This is a genomic window from Streptomyces sp. NPDC051217 (assembly GCF_044455465.1).
Lineage (GTDB): Bacteria > Actinomycetota > Actinomycetes > Streptomycetales > Streptomycetaceae > Streptomyces.
In genome coordinates, this window is the sequence record NZ_JBITEV010000002.1 from 358,232 (window position 1) to 373,272 (window position 15,041).

Below are 15,041 nucleotides of genomic sequence, written 5' to 3' on the forward strand. Positions count from 1 at the left end.
CATTTCGGTCGTTCCCATCTACGGAGATCCACAGTCGGCTGTTCCAACACTCGCTCAGGTGGGAATGACCGCATACGGGCCCCAGGGAGATATCGCGGATACCTCCTCGTGCACCGCGATAAACTCCCCTACCGGCATCGGCTCGAAGTGTTAGAAGGGCATAAAGGTGGCAGCGCTTTCGGAAATCAAAGCCCTGTTGGGTGAATCACGGTTCAACTGGTCGGATCCGGTGCCGTGGATCGAACTGGAGCGGGAACTCGGTATCGAACTCCCTGCGGACTTCCGTGAGCTATGGCGCGACGAGGACATGGTGGAGTTGGTGGAGTTCCTGCCCAGTCCGGTAGGGAGTGGCCCCGGGGAATTGATACCGGTGGCAACCGCCACGACGGGCGAGGCGGTTTTCCTTCGCGTTCCCGATGCCCCCTCGTCGCCCTGGCGCGTCGTGGTCCAGGAGTTCGACAGTCCGGCCTGGACTCTCTACAAGATGACGTTCAGCGAGTGGTTGCCGGCTTATCTCAAAGGGCTCGCTTCGTGACGGTCCGTCGGTTCTTCCGGCGGGCCGTATCGCTGTTGCGAGTTGGTCGTGGGAATGCTGGCGGCCCGGCTGTCGCGTCGGACGGGCGCCGGGTTCCACAGTTCCGGTGGGGTGGTGCTGCGGCTCGTAGGGGCGGGAAGCTGCCGGTCAGCCTGGGTTTGGCAGGGTGTGGAGTCGGTCGGCTGCTGCGTTGATCACGTCAGTCCAGGGCCAGTGCGCCGCGAGGCGAAGGTAGCGGCGGCGGCCGGTGGTCATGAGTTGTGCGGCGGCTGAGAACAGGCGGAGGCGAAGCTTCTTCGGTTCCCAGCGGCAGGTCTTGCCGGTCAGAGCGGGCATCGGCATCCAGGCCAGCAGGTCCATGGCGAGCTGCGTGGGCAGTCGCAGGGCAGCGTCCACGCAGGCGCGGAGCGTCTGTTGGCGCTGCTGGTGGATTCGGGCGGCGAGGATCGCGCGGTCGGTGTCGGTGAAGGCGGGTTCGCCGACATGGCGTTGCAGGACCAGCAGTTGGTGCCGTAGCGCAAGGATCTCGATGTCTTTGTCGCGGTCGCTCAGGGTCCAGCAGTTGAGCGCGTGTGAGGCGTCCGGGGCGACTACGCCGTGCAGCTCGTCCGTGAGGCGGTGGGCAGCGTGGGTCTGGCGCACCGACGGCGGGGCGATGTTCCAAATGCCCATCCGCCCAGGTGCCCAGAACACGGTCCAAGACTGCCTACCCTGCCGCAGGGCCCCGGCCCACCCTCTCCACTGCCCGCCGTGCCTCGGCCACCACTTCGGGATCAGTGACGAAGTGGGTGTCCTGCTCGGCCGACGTGCCCCCGGTGCCGAGGGGTACCCAGCGGCCTCCCCGCGGGGGCAGCGCCCTGGTCTTGGCGGACAGGTGGACGGCGGAGGCTCCGGCGGAGGTCAGGGCCGGGATGTCGGCGGGGCGAACCCCGCCGCCGGCCATCACCTGTACCCCGGCTGCGGCGGCGGCCATCGCGGCGATCGTCTCCAGCCCCTCGGCAGCGGTGGGGGCGCCACCCGAGGTGAGGACCCGGGTGAGGCCGAGCGAGGACAGCAGTGCGGCGGTGGCCACCGGGTCCGCGGACTGGTCGATGGCGCGGTGCAGTGTGATGTCCACCGGGCGGCCCGAGGCGCGGGCCGCTTCGGCGAGCCGGGCGACCGCCACGGTGTCCAGGGCGCCGTCGGGGGTCAGCGCGCCGATCACCACGCCACAGGCGCCGGAGGCGATGACGGACCGCACCTCGGCCGCCATCAGCACAATTTCCTCCGCGTCATGGACGAAGTCGCCGGGCCGGCACCTGACCAGCACCTGCACCGGCAGTCCCTCCCGGGCGACCGCCTCCACCAGGGCAGCCGACGGGGTCAGGCCGCCCAGCTCCAGGGCGGCGCAGAGCTCGACCCGGTCGGCGCCGTTCTCCCGGGCGGCGCGGGCGCCGGCAGGTGAGGTGACGGCGATCTCCAGGGCGGGTCGTGCGGTCATTCGTCGTCCCCGCTGAGGGGCTGGTCGGAGGCGGGGATGAGGCGTGCCGACAGGTCCGGGTCGGTCATCTCACGGTCGAAGGGGAACATCGGGCGGCGGATGCGGTGGTGGCCCAGGCGTACCAGGTCCTGGTCCACACCGCCGGGGGTGAGCGCCATTTTCCAGCCGACCGACATGTCGAAGAGCTCGGGCTCCAGGTAGCCGATCTTCACGATCACGATGTCGGCGCCGCGCGGGTCGAGGTCCAGGTCGGTGAAGTCGTGCTCGTGGTGGTAGGGCTTGCGGAGCTTGGTGAGGATCGCGTAGACGCTGCCGACACGGATGACGACCTCGGTCTCGGCGTCACGGTCGCCGTGCCTGACGGCGTGCACCACACCGGTCAGGGTGACCGGGCCCGCGTGCCGGTCGTCCACCTCGGCACCGGCGGTGACCGTGACGGTGGCGCCGGCACCGGCGGCGACGGCGGTCTCGACGGCGGCCGGTCCTGGCACCGAGGCGTAGATGACGGTCGGGCCGTCGTCCTTCCGGAACTCCGGGCGGGCCAGCAGCCGGGTCAGGCCCCAGGTCACGTCACCGGCGCCGCCGGCGGTCGGGTTGTCCCCGGTGTCGCTGATGAAGTACGGGCGCCTGTCACCGGCCAGGGCCTCGTCCAGAATGCCGTCGAAGGTGCCGGTGGGGGCGACGAAGTCGAAGTCGTCGCGGGCCTTCCAAAAGCCCTGGGCCAGGCGTTCGGCACCGGCCGACACGGCGGCCCGGTCGGTGCCGGTGACCACGACCACGGCGCGGTTGCGCGGTTCGTCGGCCCAGGCGTAGCCGACCCATATCGCGGCGTCGATCACGCCGTCGACGGCCTCGGTCTCGGCCACGGCCGCGTACACGCTCCTGGCCGGCTCGATCCGGGTGGAGGTCTGCTCGCCGGCCAGCAGCACCGGCACCGGCACCCATGCCTTGACCGGGCGGGGCGTGCCGGAGACCAGCAGGTCCACCAGGTTGCGGACGGCCCGCTCCTTGGTCTCCATGTGGTCCTCGTGCGGGGCCATCCGGTAGCAGGTGATCAGGTCGCTGCCGTGGACGAGTTCGCGGGAGACATTGCCGTGCAGGTCCATCGAGGTGGAAATGAGCACGTCGGGGCCCACGGTGGCGCGGATACGTTCCAGCAGCACCGCCTCGGCGTCGTCGATGCCCTCCACGGTCATGGCGCCGTGAATGTCGTACCAGAGGCCGTCCGGCCGGGGCAGCGCGGCGAGCCGCTCGATCAGTTCGTCGGTCAGCTCGGCCCAGGCGGCGGCGGTGACGGTGCCGCCCGGCAGCGACTTGCCGACCAGGGCGCCGTGCCAGTCGGCTGCCTCGCGCAGTTCCTCGCCGGGGGCCAGGAAGGGGTAGCGGTCCAGCACCTCGGCACCGCGCGAGGGGTGGAAGGCGGGGGCCCGGGTGCGAGCGGGAGAGAAGGTGGACGACTCGATGCCGAGTCCGGCGATGGCGATGACCGGGCGGGCCGCGGCGGTGCGGGATTGCGGCATGGCTCCTCGTAGCTCGTAGGGAGTGGGGCGTCAGGCGTGGCGGGGCGCGGGGGCGCGGAACCGGTCGGTGGCCGGTTCGGTGCCGCCGACCGCGCGCAGGGCGTGGGCCATGGCGCGTTGCATGGCGAACTGTCCGGCGCCGACCAGTCCGGCGTCCGCGCCCAGGCTGGCCCGCTCGATGGTGAGGTGTTCGGTGACCAGCGGGTGGCAGCTCTCGTAGAGCTGGCTGCGCACGGCGGCGACGAACGGTTCCAGGGTGGAGAGGATACCGCCGAGGTAGACGGCGTGCGGGTTGAAGAAGTTGACGTTGGCCGCGAGCACTTGGCCGAGGTATTCGCCGGCCCTGCGGACCGCGCGCGTGGCCTCCGGGTCGGCGTCGACGGCCAGCCGCACCACGTCCTCGGGGCGGCTGACGTCGGCCCCGCGCTCGCGCAGAATGCGGACCAGGGCAGCGCCGGACGCCACGGTTTCCAGGCAGCCGGTGTTGCCGCAGGAGCAGGGGATGTCAGCGCCGCCGCCGATCCGGATGTGGGTGATGTCACCGGCCGCGCCGGTGGCACCGCGGTAGAGATGCCCGTCGACCATGATGCCGGCGCCGATCGCGGAGCCGATCTTCACCATGATCGTCTTCCGGAACTCGGCGGGCCGTACGGTGTGCTCGCCGACCGCCATGCAGTTGGCGTCGTTGTCCACGGCGGCCGGGACGCCGAAGCGTTCCTCCAGCCAGGCGGTGACGGGGAATCGGTTCCAGCCCGGCATCCGGGACGGCATGACGGCGGAGCCCGACACGATGTCCACCGGTCCGGGCAGTGAGAGCCCGACCCCGCGCAGCTGGTCCCGTCCGCGCTGCTCGGCCAGCGCCTCCAGGGTCTCGGCGAGCCGCGACAGGGCCGCCTCGGGACCGTCGGCGATCAGGAAGGGGACGGTCGAGACATCGGTCAGACGGCCGCCGGGCAGCACAACACCGATCCGGGCGTGCCGGCCGCCGAGGTCGGCGGCGACGGCGAACTCGTCGTTGCTGCCCAGTCTCAGCACTTTACGAGGGCGCCCGCCGGTGGAGGACTGGGTGCCCTCCTCGGCGATCAGCCCGCGCTCCACCAGTTGGGCCACGCTGAGCGAGATGGTGGAGGCGGAGACGCCGAGCAGTCCGGCGAGTTCGGCGCGCGACGAGGCCTGGCCCGAGGCGACGAGTTCCAGGACCCGCGCGGCGAGGGCTGAGGTGCCTTTGGCGGCCTTGCCGCCCCAAGCACTTATTCCAGTCATGTAAGAAGTAACTTCCGCAACGGTGTGTGTGGCGACGACAGTATGCCCGCCCTTCGCGCAAGGGAAGAGTCCAGCGAAGAAAGCGAGCAATCCCTGAACTCCCTCAAATCAATCCAAATGCACCCACACAAGGGGGTCGATTGAGGCGCGGAGACTTTCTTCGAATTCGCAGTAACTTACTTGTTACTAATTCTTGCTTTGTTTCTCAGGTGGGTCCGGCGTTAGCTGTCGTGAACGCAGTGCCGGTCCTGCGGCACCCGCCCCGGTCTCTGGGACGCATGCGGGCCCTTTCACTCTGAGGAGAATCATGTTCCCTGGTCACACGGCGAACAGGCGCCGCTGGACCCTCGTCGCGGGCGCCGCTGCCACCGCGGGCGCTCTGCTGACAGGCTGTTCCGGCGGCGGTACCTCGTCGTCCGGCTCCGGCTCGTCGGACACCATCAACTACGCGCTGCCGGCGAACTTCACGCCGAACTGGATACTCCCGGTCGGCACCGCCGCGCACCTGAACACCAACAACTCCTCGATATCCCAGTCCCTTTGGGAGCCGCTGATCGCCTATGACGGCTCCACCGGCACCGTCGGCTGGAACAAGAAGAACTCGCTGGCCACCGCCGCCGAATTCGCCGAGGACAGCAAGAGCGTCACCATCACGCTCGGCGACCGGCACTGGAGCGACGGCAAGCAGATCACCTCCCGGGACATGGAGTTCTGGTTCAACCTCGTCAAGGCCAACAAGGCCGAATGGGCCAGCTACAGCCCGGGCAAGGCGCCGGACAACTGGACCTCGCTGAAGGTCGTCGACCCCACGCACTTCACCATCACGTTCGACCAGGCGTACAACCAGCAGTGGATGCTGGCCAACCAGCTCAGCATGATCCGCGTGATGCCTCAGCACGCCTGGGACAAGACCAGCGACTCGGGCACCGTCTCGGACCTCGACCGCACCCCCGCGGGCGCCAAGAAGGTCTGGACGTACCTGAACAACTCCGCCAAGAAGATCTCCGGCTACGCGACCGACCCGCTCTGGAAGACGGTCAGCGGCCCGTACACCATCAAGTCGTTCTCCACGGCCGGCAAGGTCGTGCTGACCGCCAACGCCAAGTACGACGGCGGCGGCAAGGCCAACATCAAGAACGTGAACCTGCTGCCTTTCACCACCACGGACGCCGAGGAGAACGCGCTCCGGGCGGGCACGGTCGACTACGGCTACATCAACGCCACCAACCTCAGCCAGAAGTCGTCCTTCGCCGCCAAGGGCTACACGGTGAAGCCGTGGTCCGGCTGGGCCATCACGTACATGCCCTACAACTTCAACAACCCCACCATGGGCCCGGTCTTCAAACAGCTCTACGCCCGCCAGGCGATCCAGATGTCGGTGGACCAGGCCACCCTCTCCAAGGTCGTCTTCAACGGCACCGCGGTCCCCACCTACGGCCCCATCCCGCAGGGCCAGAGCTCGTCCTTCGTCTCGCCGGAGCAGAAGAACAACCCGTACCCGTTCTCCACCACCAAGGCGAAACAGCTTCTGAGCGACCACGGCTGGACCGAGCAGAACGGCACCATGGTGTGCACCACGCCGGGCACCGGCGACAACCAGTGCGGCGCCGGCGTGGACAAGGGCACGAAGTTCCAGATGCAGGTGCTCTCGCAGTCCGGTTCGACCGTGACCGACAACATGATGAGTGCCCTGCAGTCGTCGTTCGCCAAGAGCGGCATCGGCTTCACCATCAAGACCGCCCCGGTCAACTCGGTCCTCGCGCAGTCCGGCCAGTGCGAGCCCGACGACGCCGGCTGCAAGTGGCAGTTGTCGTTCTTCGGCACCGCCGGCAGTTGGTACTTCCCCGCCTACCCGAGCGGTGACGCGCTGTTCGCCACCGGCGGCGGCTCCAACTTCGGCAACTACTCCAACCCCGCGGTGGACAAGCTGATCACCGAGACCACCACCTCCTCCTCCGACGAGGCGGTCCAGAAGTACAGCGCGGCCCTGTCCAAGGACCTCCCGGTCATCTGGCTGCCGGAGCCGGACTACCAGGTCTCCGTGGTCAAGAACGGCCTGGGCGGCTTCGCCCAGGACTCGCTCGCCAACTTCCACCCGGCCATGTGGAAGTGGACCACCAAGTGAGCCCGGCCTGTGACCACGCGTACCACTGAGCCGAAGCGACCGGAAAGCACATGACCACTTCCACGTACCTGTTTCGACGGGCCCTCCAGGCCGTCGCGGTGATCGTCATCGTGACGATCGTGGTCTTCTGTCTGCTGCACGCCCTGCCCGGGGGTCCCGCTCGCGGGATCCTCGGCCCGCAGGCCACAGCGCAGCAGATCGCGTCCTTCAACCACGAGCAAGGCCTCGACAAGCCACTGCCCGTGCAGTACCTCTACTACCTGGGCCAACTGCTGCACGGCGACCTGGGAACCTCGTACACCCTCAATGAGCCGGTCTCCCAGCTCATCACCGAGCGGCTGCCCAAGACCCTGGTGCTCACCGCCCTGTCGGCGGTCGTCGGCCTCCTGCTGGCCGTCCCGCTGGGCATGTGGCAGGCCGTCCGGCGCAACAGGCCGGTCGACTACGTCATCACCACGCTGAGCTTCATCGCCTACTCCACGCCCGTGTACTTCCTCGGGCTGATCCTGGTGCTGGTGTTCAGCCAGGTGCTGCCGTGGTTCCCGTCCCAGGCCCCGCAGGGGGACACGCTCGCCCAGGTGTTCGCCGATCCGCAGGCGCTGGTGCTGCCGGTCGTCGCCGGCGCCGCCTCCATGATCGCGGTCTTCAGCCGCTACATGCGGGCGGCCACCCTGGAGAACCTCTCCGAGGACTACGTCAGGACGGCGCGGGCCGGCGGCTCCCGCTCCCGCGCCATCCTGTGGCGGCATGTGTTCCGCAACTCGCTGACGCCGGTGATCGCCATGCTCGGCTACTACGTGCCGGTGCTGTTCGGCGGCGCCCTGGTGGTCGAACAGCTCTTCAACTACCCCGGCATGGGCCTGCTCTTCTGGACCGCCGCGCAGTCCTCCGACTACCCGGTGCTGCTGGGCTGTGTGCTGGTCATCGCCATCGCCACCGTGGTCGGCACGCTGCTCGCCGACATCGTCCAGCGGCTCATCGACCCCCGAGTGAAGGCAGGCCGGGCATGAGCGCCCTCATCCAGCCGGACCAGATGCCCGGCAAGGCCACCGCCGCCACCGCGGCATCCGGTTCCCGGCTCGCCGTCCGGCGCTTCCTGCGCAACCGGCTCGCCGTGGTCGGGCTCGGCGTCGTGGTCTTCTTCTTCCTGTTCTGCTTCGTCGGTCCGCTAGTGTACTCCACCGACCAGACCCACACGATGCTCGAACAGGTCAACCTCGCCCCCAGCGGATCGCACTGGCTCGGCACCGACGCGGTCGGCCACGACGAGCTGGGCCGGCTGATGTACGGCGGCAAGGTGTCGCTGATCGTCGGCCTCGCCGCGGGCATCCTGGCCACCGTGATCGGCACCCTGTGGGGCGCCGCCGCCGGCTACGCGGGCGGCTGGATCGACGCGGTCATGATGCGGATCGTGGACGCGGGGATCGCCATCCCGGCGCTCTTCATCCTGCTGGTGGTCTCCGCCATCACCACCCCGGGCCCGACCGGACTGATCGTCATCCTGGGCGTCGTCTCCTGGCTGATGCCGTCCCGGCTGATCAGGGCCGAGACGCTCACCCTGAAGAACCGCGACTACGTCCTGACCCTGCGGGCCATCGGCGGAACGCACACCCGGGCGATCACCCGGCACATCCTGCCGAACTCGGTCTCGACCATCATCGTCGCGGCCACCTTCCAGATCGCCGACGCCATCCTGCTCGTCGCGTACGTCTCCTACCTGGGCCTGGGCGTCCAGCCGCCGGCCACCGACTGGGGCGGCATGCTCTCGGCCGGTCTCACCGCCGCCTACTCCGGCTACTGGTGGCTCATCCTGCCGCCGGGCCTGGCCATCATCCTGGTGGTGTGGGCGTTCAACGCGATCGGGGACGGACTCCGCGACGCATTCGACGTGAGGGGACGCGGATGACCGCCGCCCAGGGCTCCGCCGCCCCGCAGGCCGGGCCGATACTCGAACTCGACGACCTCGGGGTCGTCTTCACCACCGAGACCGGCGACGTGCCGGCCGTACGGGGTATCTCCCTGCACGTCCGCCCCGGCGAGACGCTCGCCCTCGTCGGCGAGTCGGGTTCCGGCAAGTCCACCATCGCGCTGGCCGCGATGGGCCTGCTGGACGGCAACGCCCGTGCCACCGGCAGTGCCACCGTCGCCGGCCACCAGATGGTCGGTGCCCGTGAGGCCGACCTTGCCGCGCTGCGCGGCCGGACCGTCACCATGGTGTTCCAGGAGCCGGCCACCGCGCTGGATCCGCTGACCCGGATCGGCAGGCAGATCGCCGAGGTGATCCGCAACCACCGCGAGGTGTCCGCCAAGGACGCCGCCGCCGAGGCCGTCGGACTCCTCCGCAAGGTCGGCATCCCCGAACCGGAGAAGCGGGCAGGCGCCTACCCCTTCCAGCTCTCCGGCGGACAGCGCCAGCGCGTGGTCATCGCCATGGCCATCGCGAATGACCCCACCCTGCTGATCGCCGACGAGCCGACCACCGCGCTGGACGTCACGGTGCAGGCCGAGATCCTCGACCTGCTGCGCCGCCTCGCCGTCGAGACCGGCACCGGCGTCCTGCTGGTCACCCACAACATGGGCGTGGTCGCGGACTTCGCCGACCGGGTCGCCGTGATGTACGACGGCGAGATCGTGGAGACCGGTCCCGTCGAGGACGTACTGCTCCGCCCGTCCCACGACTACACCAAGCGGCTGCTGGCCGCGGTGCCCCGGCTGTCGGTCGCCGAGGCGGGCCCGCCGGCACCGTCGCCGGCCGCCACCCGCCCGGACACCGAGCCGGTCGTAGAACTCCGCGATGTCTCGGTGGTGTTCGGCCGTGGCAAGGGCGCCGTACGGGCTCTGGACGAGGTGTCGCTCACCGTCCACGCCGGGGAAACCCTGGGCCTGGTGGGCGAGTCGGGCTCCGGCAAATCCACCGCCTCCCGGGTCGCGCTCGGTCTGATCCGGCCGGACTCCGGCACCGCCTCGCTGTTCGGCACCGACCTGGCCCGCACCCGGGCCCGGGGCCGGCGGGCACTGCGGGCCGGTATCGGCGTGGTACTCCAGGACCCGGTGGCCTCGCTGGACGCCCGTATGACGGTGGGCGAGTGCGTCGCCGAGCCGCTCAGGGTGCACAGCCGCGGGCTCTCCGCCAAGGACCGCCAGGCCAAGGTCGCCGCCGTCCTCGAACGGGTCCGGCTGTCGCGTGATCTCGCCCGGCGTGCCCCCCGGGAGCTGTCCGGCGGTCAGCGCCAACGGGTCAGCCTGGCCCGCGCCCTGGTCCTGGAGCCCCGGCTGCTGGTCGCCGACGAGCCCACCAGCGCGCTCGACGTGAGCGTGCAGGAGGCGGTGCTCGAAGTGATCTCCGAACTCCAGGACGAGCTGGGCTTCGCCTGTCTCTTCGTCTCCCACGACCTCGCCGTCGTACAGCACTTCGCCCAGCGCGTCGTGGTGATGCGGGCCGGCAAGATCGAGGAACAGGGCGCCACCGGCGCGACCCTGCTGCACCCGGAGACCGACTACACCCGCCGGTTGCTGGCCGCCGTGCCGGTGCCCGACCCGGTGATCCAACGCGGCCGCAGAGCCGAACGCCTGGCCGCCCTCGCGGCCGGACGGACGGAGGTCCAGGCGTGAGTTCCCACGACCGTACGCTCTTCGCCGGCGTGGACATCGGCGGCACCACCACCCAAGTGGTGCTCTGCGCCGAGGACTTGACCGTGCTGGACCGCGCCGAGGTGGCGACCCCGGCGACCGACGGCGGCCAGGCCATGATCGACGCGGCCATGGGCGCGCTGGCCCCGCTGCTGAAGCGCACCCCCGGCCGCCTCGCCGGCAGCGGGGTCGGCGCGGCCGGCGTGGTGGACTCCGCCACCGGCCGCATCCTGGTGGCCAGCGACTCCTTCACCGGCTGGGCCGACTTCGCGGTGACGGACGCCGTCGAGGAGGCGCTGGGCGTCCCGGCCTTCCTGGACAACGACGTCAACGCCTTCCTCTACGGGGAGGTGTCCGGCGGCGCCGTACGCGGCGAGTCGGACGTCCTCGGGATGACCCTGGGCACCGGGGTCGGCGGCGCGCTGTGGACCGGCGGCGCCCTGTTCACCGGGCCGCACGGCGCGGCCGGCGAGATCGGGCACATCCCCGGCTTCGGCGATCTGCTCTGCTCGTGCGGCGGCCGGGGCCATCTGGAGACCCTGGCCTCCGGCCGTTCCATCGGCGCTCGTTACGTGGAGCGCACCGGCCGCCGGCTGACCGCCCGCGAGGTCGCCGAGGCCGCCGGCCACGGTGACCAGGACGCCCTCGCGGTGTACCGGGCCGCCGGTGCCGGGATCGCCCGGGCGATAGTCATGACGGCGGGCGTCGTGGACATCACCACGGTGGTGGTCGGCGGCGGTGTCAGCCGCGCCTGGCCCCTGCTGGAACCCCTCATCATGGCATCGCTGGCCGCCGACCCGCCGGTCAGCGGCCACCCGGTCCGGCTGGTCAGGGCGGCCCTGGCCACGGACGCGGTCCCGGTCGGCGCCGCGGCCCGCGCCCGGCGGGAGCTGACGGCGAACGTCGGGGTCTGAGGAAGCCCGGTCGCAGGCGCCACGAGCGCGCTCCGGTGCTACGAACCCACGTGTGTCGTAGAACCGGAGCAGGCCTTCGCCACCGCTCCTGGGGGGAGCATCCGGCGAACGGAGGGGTCGATGCCCGCTTCGACGAACTCCCTCAGCGGGTTGCGTGCCCAGCCAAGGGGCCTGTCCTGCATTGCGCCACCGTGGTGGCGCCGGACGGGCGTGGTCATTCCCATCGCCTCCTTGTCGTGATCTCGTCGCCCGCTGGGTGTCATGCGAGCCAAGCGGACTCCTTCGGACGGGTGCGCGGGGAGCTGTCGGTGCCGCCGGGCGCGGCCGTGTGGTCCAGGTAGCGGTGCACGAAGTGGATGCTCATCGCGCCTTCGCCGACCGCGGGGGCGACGCGTTTCACCGAGCCGCTGCGGACGTCGCCGGCGGCGAAGACGCCAGGCAGGCTGGTCTCCAACGTCAGGCAGTCGCGACCTTGGCTCTGCCACAGTTCGGGAACGGAGCAGGCCTGCGCCTCCGCTCCGGTGAGCACGTAGCCGCGCTCGTCCAGGGCGAGAGCGCCGGAGACCCACTCGGTGTGGGGGTCGGCGCCGGTGAAGACGAACAGGGCCCGCACCGCGAGGTTGCGGTGCTCGCCCGTACGGGAGTCGACCACGGTGACCGCCTCCAGTGCCTTGTCGCCGAGTGCCTCGGTCATCTCGGTGCGCAGCAGCACACGCACACGCGGGTGGCGCTCGATCTGATCGATCAGGTAGCGGGACATGTGCGCCTCAAGGGTCGGCCCACGGACGAGCAGGTACACCTGGGGTGAGTACCCGGCCAGGAAGAGCACGGCCTGGCCCGCGGAGTTGCCGCCGCCAACCACCGCCACCGGCTCGGTACGGCACTGCCGGGCCTCGTAGACGGTCGCCGAGTAGTGGACGCTCGCGTCCTCGAACGGCTCGATGCCGGGCACATGGAGGCGGCGGTAGCGGGCGCCGGTGGCCAGGACGACGCTACGGGCGGTGATCTCGCTGCCGTCGGCGAACCCAACGGCGTAGTGTCCGTCCCGTTGTTCGAGCCGGGTCGCCTCCGCGGGGACGCTGATCCGAGCGCCGAACTTGTCCGCCTGGAGCACAGCGCGCTCAGTGAGTTCGGCGCCGGAGATGCCGGAGGGGAAGCCGAAGCAGTTGTCGATGCGGGAGGACGTCCCAGCCTGGCCGCCAGTGGCCAGCGCCTCGACCACGGTCGTGCCGAGGCCCTCCGAGGCGGCGTTCACCGCGGCGGCGAGACCGGCCGGACCGGAGCCGACGACGAGGAGATCGCCGCGGCCGTTGCCCGACTCCAGGGGCGGCAGGCCGACGAACCGGGCCAGTTCGGCGTTGCTCGGATTGCGCAGCAGGATCGTGTCCCGCCAGATCACCAGCGGCGTCTGCTCCGGACCAACCGCGAAGCGGCGCAGCAGCGCCTCGGTCTCCTCGTCCGTCTCCAGATCGACCCAGCGGTGCGGCAACCGGTTGCGGGCGGCGAACTCGCGCAGCCGCCGGGTGTCGGGTGAGTAGCGCGAGCCGATGATGCGGAAACCGACACCCTGCCCGACGAGCAGAGCGCGGCGGCCCAGGCAGGCGCGCAGCACCAGATCACCAAGGGGGGAGTCCCGGGTCACCAGGTCTCGCAGCTGATCCATGGACACGGCAAGAATCTCGCCGGGGTCCCTGACCACGGCGGAGTAGAAGGCCATCTGTCCCTTCAGGAGGCCGAGTTCGCCGATGAAGCGGCCAGGGCCGTGCACACGCAGCAAGCGTTCGCCGGGCATGCCGTAGCCCTCCACGATGGCGACCGAACCACTGAGGACGACGTAGAACATCTCGCACCGCTCCCCCTCCCGGATCAGCACGTCACCGGCGTCAACCGCGCGCCGCCGGCCATGCTGCGCCAGGCGGGCCATCTGTTCGTCCGACAGGCGGGGATAGGCGCCGTAGATGTCGGGGGTTTCGAGGGTGACGCTCTCCTGGGCCTCGTCCGGCACAGGCGCTGCGCCCGGCCGCGTCTCGTCGCCGGGCATCACACGAACGCCTCATGGACGAAGCACCACCGCCAGTCCTCGCCAGGCTCCAGCGACACCACGATCGGATGGCCGTCGGCGGCGACGTGACGGTGGGAGTGCCGGTTCGGCGAGGAATCGCAGCAGTCGTCGTGTCCGCAGGTCGGGCAGAGCCTGAGGTGGACCCAGGGGGAATGCGTGGCCAGGCATTCCTCGCGCCCCAGGGCACGCGAAGTAGCGGGGCGCACAAGGTCGGGGTGGGGGTTGGTTCGTACGATCATGGCCGATCATCCTTTCCCTGGGCAGTGCGCGGCCCGCGATCGACTGCTCCAGCCGCCGCCCCGGGGCGGGGAACAGGCGCGGCACCCGACTGCAGGACGACGATGGTCTGTCCTTTGTCGATCCCTGATCGGAAAGGTGATCGCCGTCGCGTTCCGGTGGTAGCTCGTGTACGAGGCACAGTCCGGCGGGCCTGCTCGTTCATCAGCCAGTCCTTTCTGCCACGGCCACCGGCGCCCGGCGCCCGGCGATACCTGCCCAGCCCAGCCTGACAAGAGAGCAGCCCGCTCCGCCTGCACCCGGCAGGTCAGAAATCGACGCAGTCGGTCGGCCCACGAGGACAGGGCTCAAATCGAGACGAGTCGGATGGCCTTGCCTAAGGGCTCGCCCAGGCGCGGATCCCACGACTCGCTCGATCGCCTCCGATGGCTGGAGGAGAACCGAGTGACCTATGGCCTGCCATCGTCACGGAGGCTGTCCCCTCACGTCGCCGACCAGGAAGTGACCCCGCCACCGTTCAGAGGCGTCGTCGGTGAGTTTGCGCAGCACCTGTGCGCTGATCTCCTCGGACGCGTACAGCTTGTCGCGCACCTGGAGGGTGCCTCCCCTCCGTCGCGCTCGACGATGTCGTACGCCACCGCTTTCGCCTCGTCGGAGATCTTGTCCGAATGCCGGCCGACGAACCGCTTGGCCGAGTAGATGGTCCCCTTGGGGTTGAGAATCGCCTGGCGCCGGGCCATCCGGCCCACCAGGCGCTCGCCGGTTTCGGTGGCGGCGTCGGTGGCGGTGGCGGTGGCGGCCACCACGGACGGTGTCATGCGGTTGCCCTCGGTGTTGGGGGCACAGTGGACGGCTCGCCGCCCTCCCACACGGCGATCACCGAGCTGGTGGTGCCCCAGGTCGATGCCCACTGTCCTGGCAATGGGGAACTCCTCCCGGAGATGCCTGCGCCGTCTCCGATCACTTTCGTTCAGGCACGGACAGGAACCTCCGCCGGTGGTCTGCAGCGGGCCAGTCAGAGGTACTGCCTCGCCGCGACCACCTCGTACCGGCTCGGCTGCATCGAGCCGAGCGAGGCACAATCCCGCAACCGCACCAGCCCGGCGGGCAACCTCATGCTGAACAGCTCGCCGACCAGCGTTCCCAAGATCAGCTCGTAATGGCGAGGAGCAAGACGGAGACGACGCGGTGCTGCTCAGCCATGGCCCAGCCTTTCCTGCGGGTGCGCATGGAGGTTTCGAACGCACCCCAGCATGGCGAGCCGAGTGGCTCCAC

Annotated in this window: 14 protein-coding genes; 6 read left to right on the forward strand and 8 right to left on the reverse strand. The window is 70.0% G+C overall.

Going from position 1 to position 15,041, the window contains the following annotated elements:
• Positions 1–166 precede the first annotated feature (166 nt).
• The gene (locus tag ACIBBB_RS06715) at positions 167–535 is read left to right on the forward strand and encodes a hypothetical protein (RefSeq protein WP_398979433.1); all 369 of its coding nucleotides are present in this window, start codon (positions 167–169) and stop codon (positions 533–535) included.
• A gap of 147 nt (positions 536–682) precedes the next feature.
• On the opposite strand, the gene ACIBBB_RS06720 is transcribed toward ACIBBB_RS06715, so the two are convergent.
• From ACIBBB_RS06720 to ACIBBB_RS06735, 4 genes are read right to left on the reverse strand one after another with little or no spacing between them, the layout of a single operon-like run.
• Positions 683–1,228, reverse strand: a complete 546-nt coding sequence (locus ACIBBB_RS06720; protein ID WP_398979436.1) for a transposase — start codon at positions 1,226–1,228, stop codon at positions 683–685.
• A 13-nt stretch (positions 1,229–1,241) separates the two neighbouring features.
• Entirely contained in the window at positions 1,242–2,015 is a 774-nt protein-coding gene (locus ACIBBB_RS06725; protein WP_398979438.1) for a copper homeostasis protein CutC, read from the reverse strand.
• On the reverse strand, positions 2,012–3,535 hold the full coding sequence (locus ACIBBB_RS06730) for a M81 family metallopeptidase (protein WP_398979440.1): 1,524 nt from the start codon (positions 3,533–3,535) through the stop codon (positions 2,012–2,014). The genes ACIBBB_RS06725 and ACIBBB_RS06730 overlap by 4 nt, the downstream gene beginning before the upstream one ends.
• A 30-nt stretch (positions 3,536–3,565) precedes the next feature.
• Positions 3,566–4,798 (reverse strand): ROK family protein, encoded by a 1,233-nt coding sequence (locus ACIBBB_RS06735; protein WP_398979442.1) that lies wholly within the window; start codon positions 4,796–4,798, stop codon positions 3,566–3,568.
• A gap of 307 nt (positions 4,799–5,105) precedes the next feature.
• Here ACIBBB_RS06735 and ACIBBB_RS06740 point away from each other — a divergent pair, with 307 nt between their 5' ends.
• Genes ACIBBB_RS06740 through ACIBBB_RS06760 form a run of 5 tightly spaced genes read left to right on the forward strand, consistent with a single transcriptional unit; the run spans position 5,106 to position 11,467 of the window.
• Complete coding sequence (locus tag ACIBBB_RS06740) at positions 5,106–6,923, forward strand: peptide ABC transporter substrate-binding protein (protein ID WP_398979444.1); 1,818 nt, start codon at positions 5,106–5,108, stop codon at positions 6,921–6,923.
• A gap of 50 nt (positions 6,924–6,973) precedes the next feature.
• On the forward strand, positions 6,974–7,933 hold the full coding sequence (locus ACIBBB_RS06745; protein ID WP_398979446.1) for an ABC transporter permease: 960 nt from the start codon (positions 6,974–6,976) through the stop codon (positions 7,931–7,933).
• A complete protein-coding gene (locus tag ACIBBB_RS06750; protein ID WP_398979448.1) occupies positions 7,930–8,829 on the forward strand; it encodes an ABC transporter permease in 900 nt (299 codons plus the stop codon). The genes ACIBBB_RS06745 and ACIBBB_RS06750 overlap by 4 nt, the downstream gene beginning before the upstream one ends.
• Positions 8,826–10,535, forward strand: a complete 1,710-nt coding sequence (locus tag ACIBBB_RS06755; protein WP_398979450.1) for a dipeptide ABC transporter ATP-binding protein — start codon at positions 8,826–8,828, stop codon at positions 10,533–10,535. The genes ACIBBB_RS06750 and ACIBBB_RS06755 overlap by 4 nt, the downstream gene beginning before the upstream one ends.
• The gene (locus tag ACIBBB_RS06760; RefSeq protein ID WP_398979451.1) at positions 10,532–11,467 is read left to right on the forward strand and encodes an ROK family protein; all 936 of its coding nucleotides are present in this window, start codon (positions 10,532–10,534) and stop codon (positions 11,465–11,467) included. Before ACIBBB_RS06755 ends, ACIBBB_RS06760 begins: the two co-directional genes overlap by 4 nt.
• 259 nt (positions 11,468–11,726) lie before the next feature.
• Here ACIBBB_RS06760 and ACIBBB_RS06765 read toward each other — a convergent pair whose 3' ends face one another.
• The 4 genes from ACIBBB_RS06765 to ACIBBB_RS06780 all read right to left on the reverse strand — a co-directional run bounded on the left by ACIBBB_RS06765 (position 11,727) and on the right by ACIBBB_RS06780 (position 14,913).
• Positions 11,727–13,508 carry an FAD-dependent oxidoreductase gene (locus ACIBBB_RS06765; protein WP_398979453.1) on the reverse strand — a complete coding sequence of 594 codons (1,782 nt, stop codon included), beginning with the start codon at positions 13,506–13,508 and terminating at the stop codon, positions 11,727–11,729.
• Positions 13,508–13,768 (reverse strand): UBP-type zinc finger domain-containing protein, encoded by a 261-nt coding sequence (locus ACIBBB_RS06770; RefSeq protein WP_398979455.1) that lies wholly within the window; start codon positions 13,766–13,768, stop codon positions 13,508–13,510. The genes ACIBBB_RS06765 and ACIBBB_RS06770 overlap by 1 nt, the downstream gene beginning before the upstream one ends.
• Before the next feature lie 480 nt (positions 13,769–14,248).
• Positions 14,249–14,677, reverse strand: a complete 429-nt coding sequence (locus ACIBBB_RS06775; protein ID WP_398979457.1) for an Hsp70 family protein — start codon at positions 14,675–14,677, stop codon at positions 14,249–14,251.
• Positions 14,678–14,781: 104 nt separating this feature from the next.
• A complete protein-coding gene (locus tag ACIBBB_RS06780) occupies positions 14,782–14,913 on the reverse strand; it encodes a hypothetical protein (protein ID WP_398979459.1) in 132 nt (43 codons plus the stop codon).
• Positions 14,914–15,041: the final 128 nt, after the last annotated feature.

Bases quoted from the DNA above. Each gene is read 5' to 3' on its own strand.
- ACIBBB_RS06750 (WP_398979448.1), top strand. From the start codon at position 7,930: ATGAGCGCCCTCATCCAGCCGGACCAGATGCCCGGCAAGGCCACCGCC.
- ACIBBB_RS06745 (WP_398979446.1), top strand. From the start codon at position 6,974: ATGACCACTTCCACGTACCTGTTTCGACGGGCCCTCCAGGCCGTCGCG.
- ACIBBB_RS06765 (WP_398979453.1), bottom strand. From the start codon at position 13,508: ATGCCCGGCGACGAGACGCGGCCGGGCGCAGCGCCTGTGCCGGACGAG.
- ACIBBB_RS06725 (WP_398979438.1), bottom strand. From the start codon at position 2,015: ATGACCGCACGACCCGCCCTGGAGATCGCCGTCACCTCACCTGCCGGC.
- ACIBBB_RS06755 (WP_398979450.1), top strand. From the start codon at position 8,826: ATGACCGCCGCCCAGGGCTCCGCCGCCCCGCAGGCCGGGCCGATACTC.
- ACIBBB_RS06770 (WP_398979455.1), bottom strand. From the start codon at position 13,768: ATGATCGTACGAACCAACCCCCACCCCGACCTTGTGCGCCCCGCTACT.
- ACIBBB_RS06740 (WP_398979444.1), top strand. From the start codon at position 5,106: ATGTTCCCTGGTCACACGGCGAACAGGCGCCGCTGGACCCTCGTCGCG.
- ACIBBB_RS06730 (WP_398979440.1), bottom strand. From the start codon at position 3,535: ATGCCGCAATCCCGCACCGCCGCGGCCCGCCCGGTCATCGCCATCGCC.
- ACIBBB_RS06735 (WP_398979442.1), bottom strand. From the start codon at position 4,798: ATGACTGGAATAAGTGCTTGGGGCGGCAAGGCCGCCAAAGGCACCTCA.